Origin of the sequence: Streptomyces lateritius, assembly GCF_014649715.1 — a bacterium.
GTDB lineage: Bacteria > Actinomycetota > Actinomycetes > Streptomycetales > Streptomycetaceae > Streptomyces > Streptomyces lateritius.
The window spans coordinates 172,283-192,380 of sequence record NZ_BMTO01000003.1; the positions used below are offsets into that span (position 1 = coordinate 172,283).

At 72.2% G+C, this 20,098-nt stretch carries 21 protein-coding genes and 1 pseudogene; 13 read left to right on the forward strand and 9 right to left on the reverse strand.

Going from position 1 to position 20,098, the window contains the following annotated elements; all coding sequences use genetic code 11:
- Nucleotides 1–42 precede the first annotated feature (42 nt).
- A complete protein-coding gene (locus IE136_RS07190; protein WP_308432392.1) occupies nt 43–777 on the forward strand; it encodes an AfsR/SARP family transcriptional regulator in 735 nt (244 codons plus the stop codon).
- Here the strand turns inward: IE136_RS07190 and IE136_RS07195 are convergent.
- Nucleotides 731–871, reverse strand: a complete 141-nt coding sequence (locus IE136_RS07195; protein ID WP_158992477.1) for a hypothetical protein — start codon at nt 869–871, stop codon at nt 731–733. The genes IE136_RS07190 and IE136_RS07195 overlap by 47 nt on opposite strands.
- Before the next feature lie 352 nt (nt 872–1,223).
- Here IE136_RS07195 and IE136_RS35405 point away from each other — a divergent pair.
- Nucleotides 1,224–1,659, forward strand: a pseudogene (locus IE136_RS35405) (MFS transporter); the annotation flags it as partial.
- On the opposite strand, the gene IE136_RS07200 reads toward IE136_RS35405, so the two are convergent.
- Complete coding sequence (locus IE136_RS07200; RefSeq protein ID WP_189599848.1) at nt 1,652–2,077, reverse strand: hypothetical protein; 426 nt, start codon at nt 2,075–2,077, stop codon at nt 1,652–1,654. The pseudogene IE136_RS35405 and the gene IE136_RS07200 sit on opposite strands and share 8 nt — an antisense overlap.
- 79 nt (nt 2,078–2,156) lie before the next feature.
- Nucleotides 2,157–2,339 (reverse strand): hypothetical protein, encoded by a 183-nt coding sequence (locus tag IE136_RS07205; protein WP_189599849.1) that lies wholly within the window; start codon nt 2,337–2,339, stop codon nt 2,157–2,159.
- A gap of 589 nt (nt 2,340–2,928) precedes the next feature.
- On the opposite strand from IE136_RS07205, the gene panD reads away from it, so the two are divergent.
- From panD to IE136_RS07220, 3 genes are all read left to right on the forward strand, one after another.
- The gene (panD, locus tag IE136_RS07210) at nt 2,929–3,354 is read left to right on the forward strand and encodes an aspartate 1-decarboxylase (RefSeq protein ID WP_158992481.1); all 426 of its coding nucleotides are present in this window, start codon (nt 2,929–2,931) and stop codon (nt 3,352–3,354) included.
- 25 nt (nt 3,355–3,379) lie between these two features.
- Complete coding sequence (locus IE136_RS07215) at nt 3,380–3,739, forward strand: GNAT family N-acetyltransferase (protein WP_189599850.1); 360 nt, start codon at nt 3,380–3,382, stop codon at nt 3,737–3,739.
- 433 nt (nt 3,740–4,172) lie between these two features.
- Entirely contained in the window at nt 4,173–5,480 is a 1,308-nt protein-coding gene (locus IE136_RS07220) for a transglycosylase family protein (RefSeq protein WP_158992483.1), read from the forward strand.
- Here IE136_RS07220 and IE136_RS07225 read toward each other — a convergent pair.
- Both IE136_RS07225 and IE136_RS07230 read right to left on the reverse strand, forming a co-directional pair.
- On the reverse strand, nt 5,361–6,332 hold the full coding sequence (locus tag IE136_RS07225) for a DMT family transporter (protein ID WP_189599851.1): 972 nt from the start codon (nt 6,330–6,332) through the stop codon (nt 5,361–5,363). The genes IE136_RS07220 and IE136_RS07225 overlap by 120 nt on opposite strands.
- A gap of 117 nt (nt 6,333–6,449) precedes the next feature.
- Complete coding sequence (locus IE136_RS07230) at nt 6,450–7,100, reverse strand: carbonic anhydrase (RefSeq protein WP_229818690.1); 651 nt, start codon at nt 7,098–7,100, stop codon at nt 6,450–6,452.
- Between the two features lie 243 nt (nt 7,101–7,343).
- Here IE136_RS07230 and IE136_RS07235 point away from each other — a divergent pair, with 243 nt between their 5' ends.
- The 3 genes from IE136_RS07235 (at nt 7,344) to IE136_RS07245 (ending at nt 9,999) form a co-directional block, all read left to right on the forward strand.
- Complete coding sequence (locus tag IE136_RS07235; RefSeq protein WP_189600014.1) at nt 7,344–8,057, forward strand: (2Fe-2S)-binding protein; 714 nt, start codon at nt 7,344–7,346, stop codon at nt 8,055–8,057.
- 60 nt (nt 8,058–8,117) lie between these two features.
- Nucleotides 8,118–9,593 (forward strand): SDR family NAD(P)-dependent oxidoreductase, encoded by a 1,476-nt coding sequence (locus IE136_RS07240; RefSeq protein WP_158992490.1) that lies wholly within the window; start codon nt 8,118–8,120, stop codon nt 9,591–9,593.
- 235 nt (nt 9,594–9,828) lie between these two features.
- On the forward strand, nt 9,829–9,999 hold the full coding sequence (locus IE136_RS07245; RefSeq protein ID WP_189599853.1) for a hypothetical protein: 171 nt from the start codon (nt 9,829–9,831) through the stop codon (nt 9,997–9,999).
- Between the two features lie 81 nt (nt 10,000–10,080).
- Here the strand turns inward: IE136_RS07245 and IE136_RS07250 are convergent, their stop codons facing one another.
- The 4 genes from IE136_RS07250 to IE136_RS07265 all read right to left on the reverse strand — a co-directional run bounded on the left by IE136_RS07250 (nt 10,081) and on the right by IE136_RS07265 (nt 13,254).
- A complete protein-coding gene (locus tag IE136_RS07250; protein ID WP_158992492.1) occupies nt 10,081–11,508 on the reverse strand; it encodes a lipase maturation factor family protein in 1,428 nt (475 codons plus the stop codon).
- A gap of 42 nt (nt 11,509–11,550) precedes the next feature.
- Complete coding sequence (locus tag IE136_RS07255) at nt 11,551–11,715, reverse strand: hypothetical protein (protein ID WP_189599854.1); 165 nt, start codon at nt 11,713–11,715, stop codon at nt 11,551–11,553.
- 61 nt (nt 11,716–11,776) lie between these two features.
- Nucleotides 11,777–12,340 carry a DUF1990 domain-containing protein gene (locus IE136_RS07260; protein WP_158992494.1) on the reverse strand — a complete coding sequence of 188 codons (564 nt, stop codon included), beginning with the start codon at nt 12,338–12,340 and terminating at the stop codon, nt 11,777–11,779.
- The gene (locus tag IE136_RS07265) at nt 12,337–13,254 is read right to left on the reverse strand and encodes a YndJ family protein (RefSeq protein WP_158992496.1); all 918 of its coding nucleotides are present in this window, start codon (nt 13,252–13,254) and stop codon (nt 12,337–12,339) included. Before IE136_RS07265 ends, IE136_RS07260 begins: the two co-directional genes overlap by 4 nt.
- A 193-nt stretch (nt 13,255–13,447) precedes the next feature.
- On the opposite strand from IE136_RS07265, the gene IE136_RS07270 reads away from it, so the two are divergent.
- The 5 genes from IE136_RS07270 (at nt 13,448) to IE136_RS07290 (ending at nt 20,007) form a co-directional block, all read left to right on the forward strand.
- Nucleotides 13,448–14,581, forward strand: coding sequence for a DUF6777 domain-containing protein (locus IE136_RS07270; RefSeq protein ID WP_189599855.1), 1,134 nt, complete (start codon nt 13,448–13,450; stop codon nt 14,579–14,581).
- A 64-nt stretch (nt 14,582–14,645) separates the two neighbouring features.
- Entirely contained in the window at nt 14,646–16,748 is a 2,103-nt protein-coding gene (locus tag IE136_RS07275) for a SpoIIE family protein phosphatase (protein WP_189599856.1), read from the forward strand.
- Nucleotides 16,749–16,823: 75 nt separating this feature from the next.
- Nucleotides 16,824–18,215: a wax ester/triacylglycerol synthase family O-acyltransferase gene (locus IE136_RS07280; protein ID WP_189599857.1), complete on the forward strand. Its 1,392-nt coding sequence runs from the start codon at nt 16,824–16,826 to the stop codon at nt 18,213–18,215.
- A 51-nt stretch (nt 18,216–18,266) separates the two neighbouring features.
- On the forward strand, nt 18,267–19,142 hold the full coding sequence (locus IE136_RS07285; protein WP_189599858.1) for an Fpg/Nei family DNA glycosylase: 876 nt from the start codon (nt 18,267–18,269) through the stop codon (nt 19,140–19,142).
- A 109-nt stretch (nt 19,143–19,251) separates the two neighbouring features.
- Nucleotides 19,252–20,007 (forward strand): LytR/AlgR family response regulator transcription factor, encoded by a 756-nt coding sequence (locus IE136_RS07290; protein ID WP_158992507.1) that lies wholly within the window; start codon nt 19,252–19,254, stop codon nt 20,005–20,007.
- Nucleotides 20,008–20,098 lie beyond the last annotated feature (91 nt).

The window sequence follows — 20,098 nt, forward strand, 5'->3', positions numbered from 1 at the left end:
CAGATGATGTCGTCTCCGCCCCCTTCCGCCTCCCTCTCGTCAGTGGGTGCCCGCTTGCGGCTGCTCGGACAATTCCGTCTCGAGTACGACGCCGCACCGGTCGAACTGTGCGGAAACGCGCAACGCCTGCTGGCCTTCGTCGGCCTGCACGGGCGCGTCAGCCGTTCCGCCCTCGCCGGCGCCCTCTGGCCCGACGTGCCGGAGGAGCGGGCCCGGGGGAGCCTGCGTACGGCGCTGTGGAAGCTGCCGCGCGGTGACCGGCCGCTCCTGTGCTGCACCCGGGAGACGATGGACATCGCCGATGGCGTCCACGTGGACGCCCATGTCCTGGCCGACACCGCGCTGAGGGTCCTGCACTCCCGCGACCCGCTCCCGGACCCCCGCGGGTTGCTGGACCTGCTCGTCGGCGCGGACCTGCTTCCCGGCTGGGACGACGAGTGGATCGTCCTTGAGCGCGAATGGCTGCGCCAGATGCGCCTCCTCGCCCTGGATGTCCTCTCAGAGCGCCTGGCCCGACAGGGTCGGTCGGCGCTCGCCCTGGAGGCCGCGCTGGCGAGCGTGGGGATGGAGCCGCTCAGGGAGAGCGCCCACAGGGCGGTGGTGTCCGCGCACCTCGCTGAGGGGAATCTGACCGAGGCCGTCCGGCGCTACGACACGTTCCGCGGCCTGCTGCGCAGGGAGCTCGGCGTCGAGCCCTCCCTGCGCTTCACCCGGATGATCCCGCTGACGGTCAGTTCTTCCGCATCACCGAGGGGGCGTTCCCGGCCGGGTCGGTGAACCAGGCGATTGCGTGGCGATCGAACTCGGGGTAGCGCTCCAGGGCCACGCCACGCATGGCCAGTTCGTCGACTTCGATGTCGATGCCATCCACGGGAAGTTCAGGATGGGCGCACGCACCGATGGGGCGCATTGGGACGTGCTGGGGCGTGCGCCCGTGCGCCCCGCGCGCGCACTCGGTTCGGGGCGTTGCATCGCGGGTCCTACACGCGGGCAGGGACACCGGTCGTGACCGTCCTCAACTCCATGGCGCACTGGGTGCGATGGGGGCGCGAGCCGAGGGCTCTGGCCCTCGGGAGGGCCTTCCGATTGCTCGTTCGAAACGTCCTAAGAGGGTGTCTCACGTGGCAAGTTTCGCGAGCTTCTTGTAGAAGGTGAGTGCATCGGCCATGCCAGTCCTCGGCTCGGCCGGTCGTTGCGGACCACGTACCGGATCTTGAGACCACGCCGCCGTCACCATCCCCGCCCACGCCCTGGCCCTGCGCGCACCCTGGCCTGACGCGGCAACCAGCCCTGCACACAAGGCCGAAGGCGCTGAAGGCGTCGGGCGTAGCCGGCCGGTCCTGCTGCTCGCCGCCGCCTTCACCCTGTCCGGCTTCGCGATGTACGCCGTCGTCGTCGCCCTCGTCCCCCTTCTCCTGGAACGCGGGTACACCACAAGTCAGGCCGCCTGGGCCCTCGGCCTCGGTGGCGCCGGACAGACCCTCGGCCGCACCCTGTACGCCGCCCTTGCCCGCCGAACCGAAGCGGCGACGCGGACGACGGTCCTCATCGCGCTCGGTGGCCTCACCAACGCCGCCGTCGCCGCAGTGCCCGGCCCTTACGCCCCTGCTCATCGCCGTATCAGTCGCGGTCGGCATGGTCCGCGGCAACCTCACCCTATGCTGGCATACTCGTGCACGAGCTGGTGTTTGTCGTCGATCGACTCCAGTGCGGACACGAGGCTTCGCCACCGTTCTAGGTCCCCCTTGGCATACGGATACTTCAGTCCGCGAACCTGTTCGAGGGTTGTCGTCGCCGTGAGGTTCGCCTGCACCAGGCGCAGGGCATCCCCGGGCACGAGGTGCGGAACGCCAAGGCTGTCTTCGATGAACGCCAGTCCATCCCTCATCTCATCTAGGCGAGCGTGCAGATATTGGACGAGGGCACTGCGCACCTGGGGCAGGTCGAGTCCCACTTCGCGGCGGAGCTGCGCGGCGATCCTCTGCGGAAGGTCCTGTCTCACGAGCCCGAGCGGACCATCGGCGCTGGCGTACTTCTTGAGCTCCGGGCCGAGTTCAGAGGGGGAGCCGTACGCCATGTACAGCTGACGGTAGGAGTCCAACGCGGTGCAAGCGGAGTCGAAGTAGATCAGGGCGGCGGGTTTGATGACTTCGGGCCTACATCTCGTTGCGGTACTTGTGCAGCTTTTCCAGGACGGGGCCGAGTGCAGCGTCCAAGGTTCCACGCTCGACGAGAAAAGCCACCTTGGCGTCGAAGTTGCGCTCGATCTTGTTCAGCTCGGACTGGCGCCTGCGCGCCGAGTTGATATTGGTGCGGGTCTCGTCGGAGTGCGATTCCACGGGCAAGATGGCTCCTCGAGGCTGGCCTGAGCCTGATCGCGACATTGGGCCGTGCGCTGCTCGGACCGGATTCGAAACACTGGTGGCACCCGCCCTGTGCCACCGCCAAGAGTCACCGGACGAGCTACAGCTATGGTCATGAGAATCGCCGGTTTGGGTAACCGGCGATCCGCTGCTACGTTGCCGCGCCGCTTCGGTCCCCAGATTCATCGTTGCACCAGAGGGCCTCCTTCCTCCTTTGAGACGGAAGAGGGGGACTGCCCCTCTGACCTATGGTGCTGCGCAGGCCGGCTTCCCGTCGACCGGCCCTCGCTCCCGACCGCCGTCCAGGCCGCCAGAGTGACGGTGATCACGGACGCCGTTCGCAGGGTGCTGCGTACGCTTGTGTAGTCGTCGCGGTGGGGTCGCGAGAGCGGGCGAAGCCCTCCCTCAGTCACCTGATGATGCGTCAGGAAAGTCAGCAAGTGGTCAGCATGAGTCCTGGAAAACCTGGGGAATGCCGGCCGAACGCGCGACTCGTTGTAGGGTAAGGAAACCGCCCTTGACCTGCAAAAACGCAGGCAGGGAGCCTAGATCCAGGAGTACCTCGATGCTTCGCACCATGTTCAAGTCCAAGATCCACCGGGCCACTGTGACCCAGGCCGATCTCCACTACGTCGGCTCCGTCACCGTCGACGCCGCGCTCATGGAGGCGGCCGATCTGCTGCCCGGGGAGCTCGTGCACATCGTCGACATCGACAACGGTGCCCGGCTCGAGACCTACGTCATCGAGGGGGAGCGGGGGTCCGGGGTGATCGGGATCAACGGGGCCGCCGCCCATCTCGTGCACCCCGGTGACCTGGTGATTCTCATCAGTTACGCGCAGGTCGAGGACGCCGAGGCGCGGGCGCTCGTGCCGCGGGTGGTGCATGTGGACGCGGACAACCGGATCGTCGAGCTCGGCTCCGACGCCTCCGCGCCGGTGCCCGGCAGCGACACCCTGCGCAGCCCGCACGCCGTACCCGCCCAGGTCTGATCGAACTCCGAGGGAGACGCACTGCATGGCAGCAGCGCTGGAGATCCGCGACGACCGGGAGAAGGGGCGCCTGGAGGCGTTCGAGGGGGACACCCGCGTGGGTGTCGTCGTCTACTTCGTCCTGGACGCCGAGCCGCGCGCCCTCGTCGCCGTGCACACCCTCGTCGAGGAGGGTCACGAGGGCAAGGGCATCGCCGGGTCTCTGGTGCGCGAGTTCTACGCCCTCGCGGCCCGTGAGAGCGTCCCGGTCGTGCCGCTCTGCCCGTACGCCGCCAAGTGGGCCGAGAAGCACCCCGACGAGGCCCCGGAGCCGCCGGCCGAGGTCGTCCACGCGGCCAAGGCGCAGCTCAAGGCGACCCCCCGAGCTGTGGTGACCGGCCGCTGAACGCGTCCCCGGCGGGCTCCTCCACCCGCCGGGCGGCGACCCGGATGAATGCGCCCGGCGGGCGCGGGCACACGCTCCGGGAGACCCTGGAGCCGTACGGCCCCCACCCGATCGAGAGGCCCGTCATGACCCACCCGTACCCCGACCCGGTGCCCCCTTCGCCGGTGCCGCCGCCGGGTCCCGTCCCGCCTCCGACGCCGGGCCCCGTTCCCGTGCCGCCGCCCAACCCGGTCCCCGAGCCGCCGCCGGGGCCCACCCCCGTACCGGAACCGGAGCCTCAGCCTCAACCGGGTCCCGCGGGACTCTGACTCGCCCGTGACGCAAGGGACTTGAAGGGCCCGGGCTTCGGCCCGGGCCCTTGTCACGGCCTGTGACTCTCCCTTACCTTGGGCGACTGCTGATTACGTTCAGCAGACGCGTTCAAGGGGGGCCCATGGCCGTACGCGGACGACACCGCAGACACCAGCCGAGCCGGATCAACCGCGCCTCGCTCACCGTCACGGCGGGCGGTGCCGGCATGGCGCTGCCGCTGATCGGGGCGGGGACGGCCCAGGCGGCCTCGCTCGACGTCTGGGAGAAGGTCGCGGCCTGCGAGTCCTCCTCCAACTGGCGGATCAACACGGGCAACGGCTATTTCGGCGGGCTGCAGTTCAGTCAGTCGACGTGGGAACGGTACGGCGGCACCCACTACGCCCCGCGCGCCGACCTCGCCTCCAAGGACCAGCAGATCGCCGTCGCGGAGAAGGTCCTCAAGGGGCAGGGTCCCGACGCCTGGCCGACCTGCGCGCCCCGGGCGGGCCTCGCCGAGCAGCAGCGGGAGAGCGGTAGCGGGGTCAGGCACGCCTCCTTACCGGGGCAGCGCACCGCCTCGTCGGCGGGTGCGACGAAGGCACCGGCGGGCACGACGCCGACCGCCGTGCCCGCCCTCCGCGAGATGTACACGGTCGCCCGCGGGGACTCGCTCTCCCGGATCGCTCGCGAGGAGCGGGTGAAGGGCGGCTGGCGGGGCCTCTACGAGGCGAATCGCACCGTGGTCGGCAGCGACCCCGATCTCATCCATCCCGGGCAGAGGCTCACCCTCCGGATCTCCGCGCCGCCCGCCAGGCCGGCGCCCGGAGACGCCCCCCGGACCACCCCACCGAAGACCACGCCGAAGGCGCAGGCGCCCGCGACGAAGGCACCCGCAGCCAAGGCCCCGGTCACCAAGGCCCCGGTCACCAAGGCCCCCATCACCAAGGCCCCCGCTCCCAAGCCTCCCGCCACCCAGGCGGAAGCCAAGCCGGCCCCCAAGCCCGCCTCGAAGCCTGCCCCCAAGCCCGCCGCCGCGCCGCGGGCCGATCACTTCCACGCCCCCGTCTCCGCCTCCCTCGGCACCCGCTACCGCGTGTCCGGTTCCTCCTGGTCCAGCGGGTATCACACCGGCGTCGACTTCCCGGTGCCCACGGGCACCTCCGTGAGGGCCGTCGCCACCGGCCGGGTCGTCTCGGCCGGCTGGGGCGGCGCGTACGGCTACGAGGTCGTCATCCGCCACGACGACGGCCGCTACAGCCAGTACGCGCACCTCTCCGCGCTCACCGTCCGCGAGGGCCAGCGGGTCAGTGGCGGCCAGCGCATCGCGCGGTCAGGATCGACCGGCAACAGTTCGGGACCGCATCTCCACTTCGAGGTGCGGACGGGTCCCGGGTACGGCTCCGACATCGACCCCTTGGCCTACCTGCGGGCGCGGGGCGTCTCGATCTGACACCGCGGGCGAGTCCTCGGAGGCCGCCAGCCGGTCCGTCGTGAGCTGGATCAGCCCGCCCGCCGCCACCGCGCCGCAGATCAGCGCGGCGACGGTGCCCGCCGCGCCGTAGCGGAAGGTCTCACCGAACAGCGTGAGACCCACCGCCGCGGCGACGACCGGGTTGACGACGGTGACCGTGGCCAGCGGAGCCGCGAGGCCCGCGCCCCGGTAGGAGGCCTGCGAGAGCAGCAGGCCGGTCACCGCGAGCGCCGAGAGGACCAGCAGGCTGGTCCACTGGGCGAGCGGCGCCCCCGGCGTCCACTCCACCGCCACCGTCTTGGTGAAGACCGAGGCGATGCCGAAGGACACCCCGGCCGCGGCGGCCAGGATCACACTGCGCAGTACCGAGCGCCCCACCACATGCGCGGCGGCGAACAGGATGCCGACCACCGCCCCGGTACCGGCGCACAGCAGCCATCGTTCGGTCCCGGGCAGGGGCAGGGGCTGGGACTCGGCGCTGCCCGTGAGGCTGAGCAGTCCGGCCAGGCCGACCGTGGCCATGACCGCGCCCCGCCAGGCGGTGCGCCCGGCCCGCCGACCGGCGAACAGTGCCGCCATGGGCAGGGCGAAGACGATCGTGAGCGCGCCCAGCGGCTGCACCAGGCTGAGCGGACCGTAGGCGAGCGCGGCCACGTGCAGAGCCGCACCGAGACCGTTGAGCAGGACCGCGCCCCACCAGACCGGGTTGCGCACCGGCGCGTACGTGCGGCCTCCGGCGGCGGCCGCGACCCGCTCCTGCACGATCGCCGCGGCCGCGTAGGCGACCGCCGAGACCAGCGACAGGATCACGGACACGAGGAGGGGGCTCATACATACAACGATCTCTCTTCCGGGCGTTCACGTCGTCGTACCTGGGAACGCGTTCCGTCGTACTGCCGCCGCAGTACGAGTCGGTGACGTACGCCTGGAGATGTACGCCCGCGCTGGTCAGGAGGGGTCGAACGCGACCTTTCCGGTATCCAGGTCGAAGCGGGCGCCGGCGATCCGGGCCTTGCCGAAAGCCTCATCCCGAGCCAGCCGCCCCCGTATTCGGGCCACATTGGCCCGCACCGTGTTCTCGACCCAGTCGCCGGGCAGGCCCCGGGTCGCGCGGGCGGCCGGGGCGATCTCCTCCACGACGCGGGCCAGGTGCCCCTCGACCGGCTTTCCGGTGCGGACGTACTCCACGGCGGCTGTCGCCGCCCCGCACCGCTCGTGCCCGAGCACCACGACCAAGGGGACCCCCAGCTCCTCGACGCCGAACTGGATCGAGCCGAGCACCGCCTCGTCGAGCGCCTGACCGGCCGACCGGATCGCCAGCAGATCCCCGAGGCCCTGGTCGAACACCAGCTCCGGCGGGACCCGCGAGTCCACACAGCCGAGCACGAGGGCGAAGGGGTGCTGGGAGACGGCGACGGCCGCGCGCCGAGCGGCGTCCTCGTGCGGGTGGATCTCCCGCAGGGCGGCGAACCGGGCGTTCCCGGCGCGCAGTTCGGCCAGCGCCCGGGCCGCGGTCGACGGCTTCCCGGTACGCACGGTGGCGGCCCGGGCGGCGGGAGCGGCCGCCGCCACCGTGGCGGCGGCCGTCAGAGCCAGCACCGCGCTCCGCCGCGAAAGAGGCCGCGAGAGAGAAGGGGAGGGGAAGGGCGAAGGGGAAGGTGAAGTGGTCATGCGCCTGAGCGTTACGGTGAGCGGCGGGTGCGGGGACCCGCTTGGTCCGGTCATGACCTGATCATGGTCAAGGGTGACCCGCACTTGACCGTCTCCATGCCGGGCGACCGTTCCAGGAGGCATTCGGACGGCGCGTCGGCCAGGCGGCAACGAGAGAGCGAGGCAGTGACGGTGGATCTCGACGAGAGCGCGTCGGTCGGCGGCTTCTTCGCCCTGCGCGCAGGCCCGCCCGGTGGCGACGGCTCCCATCGGCCGCTGGCGCGCCTTTACGCGGGCGAGACCGGCCCGCTGACCGCCCGTGTCGACACCGTCGCCGCCCGCCTCCGCACGCCCGAGCGCCGGGTCGCCGCCTCGATCGCCCACCTCGGGCTCGCCGCCCGGCTCTGGTCGACCGCGCTCGGTCCGGCCGCGCTGTACGGGAGGTTCCCCCGGCTCGACCCGGCGGAGCTGTACTGGGACGGGGCACTGACCTCGCCCGACGACCTGTGGTGGACGGGCAGCACCTCCCTCCCCGCCACGGTGGACCAGCTCCGCGCGACGGTCGTGGACGGTCATCTCGTACCGCTGTCCCGGGCGTTCCGCCAGGACGGACGGATCTCGCCCCGGCTCCTTCGGGGCAACGCCGGCTCCGCGCTGGCCGGGGCGCTGCGCGAGCTGATCCGCTGGTCCCACGCGCGGGACCGGCCCGAGGTCGCAGTCCGGGCCGCCGGACTCGTCTCGGGGCTCCTCGCCCACCCCGACCTGGCCGGCACCGTCCGCGGACCCGCCCTGCGCCGCGCCACCTGCTGCCTCTACTACCGCTGCCCGGCGGGTGGTCTCTGCGGCGACTGTGTGTTCGAACACGCTCCCGGTTCAGGTTTGGAGACACGGCCTCCCGCTCCGTAAGGTTTTCCTTTTGGGACATGGGCGCGCGCGAGCGTACGAGCGATCGAGGAACGACAGGCCATGACGGTGACCGAAGAATCCCAGGAGTACGGGCCGGGTATCGACCCCGAGCGCCTGGCCGTCTGCCTGAGCGTGCTCGACGAGCTCGACAAGCTGGACGTCGACCACCCGGACGCGATCGCCGTCCGGCGGGCCACCGCCGGGATCTACCGGACCGTGAAGCAGCGCCGCCGCCAGGAGCGCCGGGCCGCCAAGACCGCCCACGACAAGGCCGTCACCGAGTCCACCGCCACCGGCTCCGCCCAGCGCATCGACGACGAGACCGAGGGCCTCCTGCCCTCCTCCGTGACCGAGGCCGGCCGGATCGCCGGGATACTCCAGCGGCCCCGCTCCTGCTACATCTGCAAGACGCGGTACGTCGAGGTCGACTACTTCTACCACCAGCTCTGCCAGGCCTGCGCCGCCGAGAACCGGGCCCGGCGTGACGCCCGCACGGACCTCTCCGGCAAGCGCGCGCTGCTCACCGGCGGCCGCGCCAAGATCGGCATGTACATCGCGCTGCGGCTGCTGCGCGACGGTGCGCACACCACCGTCACGACCCGCTTCCCCAAGGACGCCATCCGCCGCTTCAAGGCCATGGAGGACTCGGCGGAGTGGCTGCACCGCCTGGAGGTCGTCGGCATCGACCTGCGCGACCCGGCCCAGGCCGTGGCCCTCGCCGACCAGGTCGCCGAGGCCGGACCGCTGGACATCCTCATCAACAACGCGACGCAGACCGTGCGCCGCCTGCCTTCCGCCTACGCCGCCCTGGTCGAGGGCGAGAGCGCCCCCCTGCCCGCCGGGGAGCTTCCCGCCCATCACGTCATCGGCGCCTTCAACTCCGGCGCGGTGGACGGCCTCGCCGCGCTGCCCGTCGGTGTGAGCGGGCTCGACGCGCAGAAGGTCGCGGACCTCGCCCTGGTGGCGGGCAACGCCAGCGTGGCCCGTCACCTGGACGGGACCGCCATCGACGCCGGCGGCCTGGTGCCTGACGTCGTCGACACCAACACCTGGGTGCAGACCATCGAGCAGATCTCCCCGGTGGAGCTGCTCGAGACCCAGCTGTGCAACTACACGGCGCCGTTCATCCTGATCAGCAAGTTGCGCCCGGTGATGGCGGAGGCCGCCGCGAAGGCGTCCAGCGGTCGCTCGTACGTCGTCAACGTCTCGGCGATGGAGGGCGTCTTCGGCCGCGGGTACAAGGGCGCGGGGCACCCGAACACCAATGCCGCGAAGGCCGCGATGAACATGGTCACGCGGACCAGCGCCCAGGAGATGTTCCAGACCGACGGCATCCTCATGACCTCCGTCGACACCGGATGGATCACCGACGAGCGCCCGCACTTCGACAAGCTGCGCCTGGCCGACGAGGGCTTCCACGCCCCCCTCGATCTCGTCGACGGCGCGGCCCGCGTCTACGACCCGGTCGTGCGCGGCGAGGCGGGCGAGGACCTGTACGGCTGCTTCCTCAAGGACTACGCGCCCGCCAACTGGTAAATCGTTCACCCGCGCGGCATTCACCCGATCGCGTCACACTTCCGAGCCCCATAGAGCGCGAGCGCGCTCATTTGGTTACTCTGATGTCCACGGTCGTCCACCGGGGTTTCACCAAACCCTCACGGTCGGCCTGGGGACTGGCCTGCCACCAAGGCCGCGGTCCCGCCCCCGAGAACGGCGCCACCGCGACCGAACGGCCATGTCCTCATTGGTACGCGACACAAGGGAGTGCGCGGTGACACCAGAACTGACGAAGCAGGAAAAGCGACCGGCCGAAAGTCCGGAGCGGCCCCGGCGGTCCGGCGAGCTGGGCAGCCTGGAAGTGTGGGCCCGTTCGGCCCCCATCCGGCTGGCGGGCTACGAGGAGGACCTCGCGGAGCCGCACATTCTGCCCGGTATCGACTGAGTCGAACCTGTCGTTTCGTCCTGTGCCCCCGGCCGGATCCCGGGGGCACCGGCATGTTCGGCTCTTGGGAGTGTCTCGCCCCTATCCGCGCTCCGGTGTCGGTGTCCGCAGCCGGGCCGGCGGCATGTACTCCCGTACGAGGGTGCGGTGCCACCAGGCTCCGGTCTCCCGCAGCTCCCGCCAGGTCGTGAACCGGTAGCGGTAGAGCCGGGCCCTGACGTGGGTCGGGGGCCTGTCCGGGAACGGGTTGTGGCGCAGCAGCCGGAGCGTGTCCCGGTCGCCTTCGAGAAGCCGCTCGACGAAGGGGCCGAACCAGTCACGGGCGTACGCGGGCGAGAGGGCCGCGAACCACATCAGCCAGTCGAGACGCAGGTGGTACGGGGCGTACTGACGGGGCAGCCGGCGCGGATCGCCCGGCTTGCCCTTGAAGCCGTACTCCCGCCACACCGTCCCGGGGTGCGGCGCCGGGTCGTCCGTGCCCTCGATGACGATCTCGTCACGCACCCGCCCGATCGATCCGAAGGCGCCGTACGTGTTGACCAGGTGGAACGCGTCGTACGAGCGGTTCATCGCCTGGTGGCGGGAGAGCAGGTTCCGCGCCGGGTGGTAGCTGAGGACCAGGATCACGGCGGTCGCCGCGATGACCACGACCACGTACCAGAGCGGCGGATCGGGCCGCGGGTGGGCACCGACGAGCGGCGAGCCGTCGATCACCGAGAGCGCGATGACGATGGTGAGCCAGTTCAGCCACGCGAAGTTGCCCGAGAGGACCAGCCAGAGCTGGGTCGCCACCATCAGACAGGCGGCGACCGTCGCCACCGGCTGCGGGGTGAAGAGCAGCACGGGGACCACGAGCTGCACGAAGTGGTTGGCGGCCACCTCCACGCGGTGCAGCGGCTTCGGCAGGTGGTGGAAGAACCAGCTGAGCGGGCCGGGCATCGGCTGCGTCTCGTGGTGGTAGTGGAGGCAGGTCAGATCGCGCCAGCAGGGGTCCCCGCGGAGCTTGATGAGACCGGCGCCGAACTCGACCCGGAAGAGCAGCCAGCGCAGCAGCCACAGGACGAGGACGGGCGGCGCCGTGTCCTCGTTGCCGAGGAGGATCGCGAGGACGCCGGCCTCCAGGAGCAGCGACTCCCAGCCGAAGGAGTACCAGGTCTGGCCGACGTTCACGATGGAGAGGTACAGCCCCCAGAGCACCGCCCACAGCAGCATCGAGACGGCGAGCGGCACCGCGTCCCCGGCGCCGGCCACCAGGGCGAGTGCCAGGGCCGCACCGGACCAGGCCACCACCGCGAAGAAGCGGTCCGAGTAGTGCCAGTGGAACAGGGTGGGCGTCCTGCGCGGCTCGACCCGGCGCAGATACTCCGGCACGGGCAGCATGCCGCGCGCGCCGATCAGGGCCCGGAACTGGAGAGCGGCCGAGAGGAAGGCCACCAGGTACAGCCCGGCGAGCCCTCGCTGGAAGAGGATCCGGCTCAGCCAGTGATCGGGTGCGGTGAACCACTCCATCCCTTCCAGTATCGACCCGGGGGCGTCGGCCAGGAGGCGGAGTCAGGCCTTGTCCTCGTCGTCCGCGCCGCGCTCGCCCTCCGCCTGGGAGGGGGTGGTACGGGTGGTCTGCGGATGGCGCTGCCTCCGCTCCTGGGGGTCCATGTCCTCGTCGAGCCGCTCGCCCTCGGCCTGCGAGGGGCTCGTGTATTCGTCGTACTGGCTCATCGCGGGCTCCTCGGCTGGAACGTATGGGTACAAAGGGAGCGTAACGCCCGAGTGGTGTCGCTCACCCCTCGACGATGCGCCGCAGAGTACGGCCGAGGTGGCGGGCGTAGGCGTGCTGGAGGTGCGGCACGAGGGGGCCCGCGAGGCGGGTGTACCAGGCGGCGGGGCGGCTGAAGGCGGTGACGGTGAACCAGACCGATCCGTCGGGGTGGAGGTCGACGACGAAGGACTCCTCGCCGCTCTCCGGGTGTCCGGCGAGGGTGCCGTACGCGAATCCGGTGCGGCCCCCCTCGTACGCCGTCCAGATCACCTCGCAGGGTGCGGTGAAGCGGAGGGGGCCGAGGCCGAGCGAGACCTCCACGAGAACGCCGGGGTCGGCGCGGACGTTCCGGCTGCGGACTCGTGCGCCGGAGGCGCGGTGCAGCCGCCAGGTGGTGACGGCGGCGCCGGCCGTCTCGAAGGCGTCTTCGCCCCTCCCGATCCGGACGGTGTGGTGGAGATGCTGGTAGCCGGACGGCAGCCGGTCCGCGGCGGTGGCGCCGACGTCGGGGTAGTTGAGGCCCGCGCCGGGCGTGCGTGGGGGAGCGGTGGGGGTGGTGGTGAGGGAGCGGACCAGGCGGGTCATGACGCGGTCTCCTTGGGTGCGGATGGTGCGGATGGTGTGGGCGTGGTGGACGCCTGGATGCGGCGCCAGGCGAGCAGCGAGCAGAGGGCGAAACCGAGGGCGTTGCCGAGACCGTGGGTGGCGGCCATCCAGGTCAGGCTGGGGTGGGGCAGTCCGGTGGCCTCGCCGAGCGCCCAGCTCAGGGCGAGGAGCATGGTCGCCACGAGGACGACGGCCGAGACGGCGAGGAGGCCGCGGGTGACCGGGTCGCCGGTGCCGGTCCGGATCTCCCGCCAGGTCGGCAGGGCGACGGCCCACATGCCGGCGGTGAGGACGAGCGCCCCGGCGAGTTCGGCCCAGTCGTCGACGAAGTAGCCGAGCAGGACGAGCAGCGTGCCGAGCGGGACGCTGAGGGCGGCGAACCGCGTGGCGGGTCCCTCGGACGTACGGCAGACCAGGCCGGCCACCAGGGCGGCGGCGAACCCCGCGAAGTGGAAGTGGGGCACGGTCAGGGCCAGGATGCCGAGGTCGAAGCCGAGGAGTTCGTGTCCGGCGCGTTCGGTGACCAGGGCGAGCCCCGCCACGGAGGGAGTCACCAGAGCGGTGAGCACGGCGATTTCCGAGGGCGCGAGGACGCGTGGCCGGTCCGGGCCGCCGCCGGCCGAGGGTCGGCGGAGCCGTGCGGCGAGGCGGGCCGGGGCGTACAGCGCCAGTGTCAGCGTGGCCAGCGCGTAGACGGTGGCGAGCGCCGCCGCCGTGGGGGAGCGCGGCAGCCAGAGGGCGACCGCGCCCGGCAGGGCGAGCAGCGGCCAGGCGCGGGCGAGGGTGCGCAGTCCGCGGGGCGTCGGCCCGGTCGGCCCGTCGATCAGCCGCAGGCCGACCGGGACCACGACGAACATGCCGAGCATCACGATGAGACCGACCAACACGGACATCCGCGCACCACCCCCCCGATTGAACGTGTTCAACTCGATGAGATGAGCCTAGGGGTTTCCTTGAACGTGTTCAAGTCTGTCGCTCGACCGGCCCTGCCCCGCTTGCGACCGACGGGCCGGTGCGACAGACATGAGGGAATGTCCCGGCCGGACACGAAGGAGCGGCCCGGGGTGGAAGAGGCGGGAGATCCAGGTGCGCTCACCCACACGCCGGTCACGAAGGCCCCACGTCGGCGCGCGGGCCGCGCTCACCGCGCTCGCCGCGGCGCTGCTGGTCGCGGGCTGCTCGTCCGACGACGGCGGCGGAGACGGGGGGACGACAGCCGCCTCCCAGGAGGTCTTCCTCCAGCCCGTCGCCGCCCAGGGACCCGACCCCTTCACCGAGTCCACGGCGAAGGCCGGCGCCCCGCCGGCCACGACACCGCCGAGCGGGACGGCGACGGCCGCCACGAACCATGAGGTCACCGGCTCCACCCCCGGCCTCTACGGCGGCACCCACTCCGCAACCAGTTGCGACGTCGAGCGGCAGGTCGCCCTCCTCACCGCCGACGCGCCGAAGGCCCGCGCGTTCGCCGACGGCGCCGGCATCCCCGAGGCCGACCTCGCGGACTGGCTGCGCGGCCTCACCCCCGTCGTCCTGCGCGCCGACACCCGCGTCACCAACCACGGCTATTCCGGCGGCCGCGCCACCGCGTACCAGTCCGTCCTTCAGGCCGGTACGGCGGTACTCGTCGACCGGTACGGCGCGCCGCGCGTCCGCTGCGCCTGCGGAAATCCGCTGCGCTCGCCGAGCGCCGGGCGGGGGGCCGCGCAGAGCGGGAAGCCCTGGAGCGGATACCACCCCGACCGGGTCGTGGTCATCAGGCCGACGGCGACGGTCGTGAACAGCCTGGTCATCGTCGACGTCGTCGACCACACGTGGATCGAGCGGCGGACCGGGACCGACGGCGACCAGGACAGGAAGCCCGCGGTGGATCCGCCCTGCGACCCCGACCGGTGCCACCGCCTGCTGCCGCCGACGCCCGCCCCCGACCCCACGACGCTGGACCCGGAAGTCTCGGATCCCATGTCCTCGGATCCCATGTCCCCGGATCCCATGTCGCCGGACCCCACGTCCCCGGACCCGTCGTCTACCACCGAGTGCCCCTCGCCGGTGCCGTACGAAAGCCCGTCCGTCCCGCCCGGCTGCCCGGCCCCGACCTGGTCCGAACCGGCCTCCCCGCCGCCTTCCGAGCAGCCCGTCGAACCCGATTCCCAGCCGCCCTCCTGGGAGGACCTCTTCCCCGGCGACACCGCCCCGCGGCAGCCGGAGACCTTCGAAGGCTGAGGGCTCCCATGTCCGCCGCCGTCTCCGCCGTGCGCCGGACCGGCCCTCCGCCTAGCGTGGCCCCATGAGCGCGGGCAGAGGGGGCGGCGAGGCGGTGGAGTGCCGCTGCGGATCGGGACCAGGGAGCCCGGCCTGTTGCTTTCTCCGGGACTACGGCCGGGCGTTCCGGATGGGCAGCTTCGACTGGGACCTGATGACCGGCCTGATGGCCATGGACGAGGGCGCCCTGGCCGTCTTCGACATGCGCCCCGAGGAGTACGACGGCGATCCGGTCACCCTCGGCTCCCGCGTGACGCCCGACGAGGCGCGCCGGCTCGACACACTGGTCACCCACGCGCTCAAGGACGGCAGCGGCCACTACGGCGCGTACTTCCGCGTCCGGCTGCGGGACGGCGCCTCCCGCTGGACCCACACCGAGGGGATCATCCAGCGCGACGAGACCGGCCGCCCCCGCCGGATCGTCGGCATCGTCCGGGACGCCTCGGAGGAGGTGACCGAGCAGGCCGCGCGGCTCGGCCTGGACGAAGGGCGGCGCAAACGCACCAGCGTCGTGGAGGGCACCACCGCGGCCCTGGCCCACGCCAGGACCGTGCAGGACGTCATCGACCTGCTCAACGACTCGCACGGGCTCGAGTACTTCGGCGCCACCAGCCTCGTCGTGGGCCTCCTGGAGGCGGGCCGGATCCATCTGGTCGCCGAGGGGCCGGACGGCGCCTTCGTCCCCGGCACGCGCTTCACCCGGGTGGACGAGCCGTACCCGATGAGTGAGGTGATCCGCACCCTCCGGCCCCGGTTCATCGACTCCCCGCAGGACTTCGCCGACTCGTACCCGGTCCTCTGGCCGCACATCAGCGGGCTCGGCATCACCTCGGCGGTGTATCTGCCGCTGATCGCCCAGGCCCGGCCGATCGGCGCGCTCGGACTGCTCTACAGCGACAAGTCCGGTTTCAGCGCCGACGAGCGCAACCTGCTGGTCGCGCTCGGCAGCAGCATCGCGCAGAGCCTGCAGCGCGCCATGCTCTACGAGCAGGAGCACGACCTGGCCCAAGGGCTCCAGCAGGCGATGCTGCCGCGCCGCATCCCCGAGGTGCCCGGCGCGCAGATAGCCGTCCGCTACCGCTCGGCCCGTCTCGGCCGGGACATCGGCGGCGACTGGTACGACATCATCCCGCTGCCCGGCGGCCGGGTCGGCGCCGTCATCGGGGACGTACAGGGCCATGACACCCACGCCGCCGCCGTCATGGGCCAGCTGCGGATCGTGCTGCGCGCCTACGCGGCCGAGGGGCACACGCCGGCGACCGTGATGGCCCGGGCGTCCGTCTTCCTCCACGAGCTGGACACCGACCGTTTCGCCACCTGCACCTACGCCGAGGCGGACCTCGCCACCGGCGTGATCCAGGTGGTGCGGGCGGGACACGTCGAGCCGCTGCTCCAGGACCCTGACGGCGGCAGTCGGCGGCTGACGGTGGACGGCGGGCTGCCGCTCGGCCTCTCGGCCGAGTTCGGCCGTCTCGACTACCCGGTGACCACGCTGGAACTGGACCCGGGCCAGACGCTCCTGCTTTACACCGACGGCCTGGTGGAGAAGCCGGGATCCGACCTCGACGAGGGCATGCGATGGCTCTCCTCGCTGGTACGGGGCGGGCCGCGCGACCTCCAGCAGCTCGCCGACCACCTGTGCGAGGTCGTGGACGAGCGGGGCGGCGAGGACGACGTGGCGATCCTGCTGCTGCGTCGGCAGGGCGCGTACTTCCCGCGCTCGGGCGGCCGGCTTCAGCAGCACGTGGGGCAGGGCGACCCGGAGGCGCTGAGCTCCGCCCGGCACATGATCCGGGCCGCCGTCCGCGCCTGGGGCGCGGGGGAGCGCTCCGACGAGATCGAACTCGTCTCCGACGAGCTGACGACCAACGCGCTGATGCACACCGACGGCGGGGCGATCGTGACGCTGCGGATGCTCGCGGGGCCGGACCGGCGGGTGCGCGTGGAGGTGGAGGACCGCTCCAGCGCGCTGCCGAGACGCAGGGAGGCGGGGGAGTCGGGCGTCTCCGGCCGGGGCCTGCTCCTGGTGGACCGGCTCTCCGACGTCTGGGGCGTCGAACCGCGCGGAGGAGGCAAATGTGTCTGGTGCGAATTTATTGTTAACGCTGCGTACATCGATCGTACTTGACCGTCACCGACCGTAGGCGGTTGACTTCGGTTCCCGGCCACTCCGATCGGGCCACCTCCAGGACATGGGGATCCTTTGAGCAGTGAGCTTCTGGCACCTCTCGATCTGGCCTTCTGGCACCTCGAATCCAGCGACCACCCCATGCACCTGGGCGCCCTCGCCCACTTCGGCCCGCCGCCCCGGGGCGACGAGCACGGGGAGCGCCGTGTGCCAGACCTTCCCGATCTTCCCGGTCTTCCCGGCCTTCTCGGACTCCTCGCCCGCCGCGCCGAGGCGATCCCCCGGCTGAGGATGCGCGTCCGCGACGTGCTGCTGCCGGTCGGCGGCGCCGTCTGGGCCACGGACAAGGACTTCGACGTGCGACGGCACGTGCGGGAGATCGCCCTGCCCGGCGCCGACTTCCCCGCCGAGGCCGCCAGGCTGGCGGGCGAGCTGATGGAGCGCCCGGTCGAACGCGGACTGCCGCCCTGGGAGATGTACCTGCTCACCGGCGCCCCCGACGGGTCGTTCGGCGTCCTCGTCAAGCTCCACCACGCCCTCGCCGACGGCATGCGGGCCGTCGCCATCGGGGCCGGCATCTTCGACGAGATCGCCGCCGTCACCCGCAGGCCCGGCCACCGCCGAGCCCGCCCCGTACCCCCGCGCTCCTGGCTCCCGGGGCCCGGCCGGCTCGTCGGCGCCGCACGGGACCGCATCGGGGACCTGGGCCGGGCCGTCGAGGTCGGCGCCTCCGTCGTCCGCGCCAGCCGGCTCGACCCCCGCGCCACCGCGGCCCTCGCCGCCCACTCCAGCGGAACGCGCCGGGTGGCCACCGCTGTCCTCGACCTGGAGCGGATCCACCGCGTACGCCGCCTCTCGGGAGGCACCGCCAACGACGTCCTGCTCGCCGTCGTCGCCGGAGCCCTGCGCCGCTGGCTCGACGGGCGCGGCGAACCGCTCCCCGGAGCGGACCCGCGCGCCCTGGTGCCCGTCTCCCGCCGCCGGCCCGGCTCCCCGGCGGGCTCCGGCAACAGCTTCTCCGCCTACCTCCTCACCCTCCCGGTCACCGAGCCCGACCCGGCGGCCCGGCTGACCGCCGTACGGCGGGCGATGGACCGCAACAAGGCCGACGGCCCGCTGCGCGGCGCCGGAGCCCTCACTGTCCTCGCCGACCAACTGCCGCCGCTCGCCCACCGCTTCGGTGCCCCGCTGGCCTCCGGAGCCGCCCGGCTGCTGTTCGACGTCCTGGTCACCAACGTGCCGCTGCCGCGCTCCGCGCTCTCCCTGGGCGGGGCCCCGCTGCGCGCCCTCTACCCGATGGCGCCGCTCGCCCGCGGCCAGTCACTGGCCGTGGCGATGTCTCCGTACGGCGGACAGGTACACGTCGGCCTGGTCGCCGACGGCAAGGCGGTCCCCGACCTCGACGCGCTGGCAGCCGCGTTCGCCGACGAACTGGACCTGCTCGACGAGTTCGGCGGGGGCCGCTGAACGTGAGGCGCTGAGCGCGCGGCGCGACGGCGGTCCTGGCAGGGTGGAGCCATGCCCGAACTGCCCGAGGTCGAAGCGCTGCGAGAATTCCTCGACGAGCATCTCGTGGGCAAGGAGATCGCCCGCGTGCTGCCCGTCGCGGTCAGCGTGCTCAAGACGTACGACCCACCCCTGAGCGCCCTCGAGGGTGCCGAGGTCGTCGGTGTCGCCCGGCACGGCAAGTTCCTCGACATCGAGAGCGCGGGCACCACGGGCGAGCTGCTCCATCTCCTGATCCACCTGGCCCGCGCCGGCTGGCTCCACTGGAAAGATCCCCTGCCCTCGGGGGCACCGCGCCCGGGCAAGGGACCGCTGGCCCTGCGGACCGCGCTCACCGGGGGCGACGGCTTCGACCTCACCGAGGCCGGGACCACGAAGCGGCTCGCCGTCCACCTGGTCCGCGATCCGCAGGACGTGCCGGGGGTGGCCCGACTGGGCCCCGACCCGCTCGCCGACGAGTTCGACCTCACCGCCTTCGCCGCCCTGTTGCACGGGGAACGGCGTCAGATCAAGGGAGCCCTGCGCGACCAGAGCCTGATCGCCGGCATCGGGAACGCCTACAGCGACGAGATCCTGCACGCGGCGAAGATGTCCCCGTTCAAACCGACCCAGAACCTGACGGACGACGAGACCGCCGTTCTCTACGAGGCCACGCGTACCACCCTCCGGGAGGCCGTCGAGCGTGCGCACGGGCTCGCCGCGGGCAAGCTCAAGGCCGAGAAGAAGAGCGGACTGCGCGTCCACGGGCGGGCCGGCGAACCCTGCCCGGTCTGCGGTGACACCATCCGTGAGGTGTCGTTCAGCGACTCCTCCCTCCAGTACTGCCCCACCTGCCAGACCGGCGGCAAACCGCTCGCGGACCGACGCCTGTCGAAACTGCTCAAGTAACCGCTCGACCACCCCTCCACCGGCCGACCACCCGCTCCACCGGCCGATGGCTCCCTCAGCCGGTCGACCACCCCCTCCACCGGCCGACCGCTCGCCTAGACTCCGCCGCATGCTGCGCGTACTGGCCGTCGACGACGAAGAGCCGGCCCTCGGGGAACTGCTCTACCTCCTGCGGGCCGATCCACGGGTGCGCAGCGCCGAGGGCGCCACCGACGCCACCGGGGCGCTGCGCAGGATCGGGCGGGCCCTCGAAGCGGGGCCCGACGGCGAGGACGCGGTCGATGTCGTCTTCCTCGACATCCACATGGCCGGGCTGACCGGACTCGACGTCGCCCGGCTGCTCGCCGGCTTCGCCCGGCCGCCCCTGATCGTCTTCGTCACGGCCCATGAGGGCTTCGCCGTCCAGGCCTTCGACCTCAAGGCCGTGGACTACGTCCTCAAACCGGTGCGGCGCGAGCGGCTCGCCGAAGCGGTCCGCCGGGTCCACGAGCTGGTCCACGCCTCCGCCGCCCCCACCGCGCCCCTCGGGACGCCCGAGCACATACCGGTCGAACTCGGCGGCGTGACCCGCTTCGTGGCCGTCGACGACATCGCCTACGTCGAGGCCCAGGGCGACTACGCCCGCCTGCACACCGACGAGGGCAGCCACCTCGTGCGCGTCCCCCTCTCCACCCTGGAGGAGCGGTGGGCCGCCCGCGGCTTCGTCCGCATCCACCGCAGTCATCTCGTCGCCCTCGGCCGGATCGACGAACTCCGCCTCGACGGCGGTGCCACCTCCGTCCGGGTCGGCACCACCGAGCTGGCCGTCAGCCGCCGCCACGCCCGCCAGCTCCGGGACCTGCTCATGCGTCGCGCGAGCGGCTGACCGGCCCTGGAGCCGTCGGCCCAGGCCGTACCCGCAGCCCCTACCCCCGCGCCCGTACCGGTGCGTACACTCCGTTGACTCCACAGCCCCT

Coding starts and splice junctions, on each gene's coding strand:
- IE136_RS07255 (WP_189599854.1), bottom strand. CDS start 11,715: ATGAGCCAGTACGACGAATACACGAGCCCCTCGCAGGCCGAGGGCGAG.
- IE136_RS07275 (WP_189599856.1), top strand. CDS start 14,646: ATGAGCGCGGGCAGAGGGGGCGGCGAGGCGGTGGAGTGCCGCTGCGGA.
- IE136_RS07240 (WP_158992490.1), top strand. CDS start 8,118: ATGACGGTGACCGAAGAATCCCAGGAGTACGGGCCGGGTATCGACCCC.
- IE136_RS07220 (WP_158992483.1), top strand. CDS start 4,173: ATGGCCGTACGCGGACGACACCGCAGACACCAGCCGAGCCGGATCAAC.
- IE136_RS07215 (WP_189599850.1), top strand. CDS start 3,380: ATGGCAGCAGCGCTGGAGATCCGCGACGACCGGGAGAAGGGGCGCCTG.
- IE136_RS07290 (WP_158992507.1), top strand. CDS start 19,252: ATGCTGCGCGTACTGGCCGTCGACGACGAAGAGCCGGCCCTCGGGGAA.
- IE136_RS07200 (WP_189599848.1), bottom strand. CDS start 2,077: ATGGCGTACGGCTCCCCCTCTGAACTCGGCCCGGAGCTCAAGAAGTAC.
- IE136_RS07225 (WP_189599851.1), bottom strand. CDS start 6,332: ATGAGCCCCCTCCTCGTGTCCGTGATCCTGTCGCTGGTCTCGGCGGTC.
- IE136_RS07260 (WP_158992494.1), bottom strand. CDS start 12,340: ATGACCCGCCTGGTCCGCTCCCTCACCACCACCCCCACCGCTCCCCCA.
- panD (WP_158992481.1), top strand. CDS start 2,929: ATGCTTCGCACCATGTTCAAGTCCAAGATCCACCGGGCCACTGTGACC.
- IE136_RS07285 (WP_189599858.1), top strand. CDS start 18,267: ATGCCCGAACTGCCCGAGGTCGAAGCGCTGCGAGAATTCCTCGACGAG.
- IE136_RS07250 (WP_158992492.1), bottom strand. CDS start 11,508: ATGGAGTGGTTCACCGCACCCGATCACTGGCTGAGCCGGATCCTCTTC.
- IE136_RS07265 (WP_158992496.1), bottom strand. CDS start 13,254: ATGTCCGTGTTGGTCGGTCTCATCGTGATGCTCGGCATGTTCGTCGTG.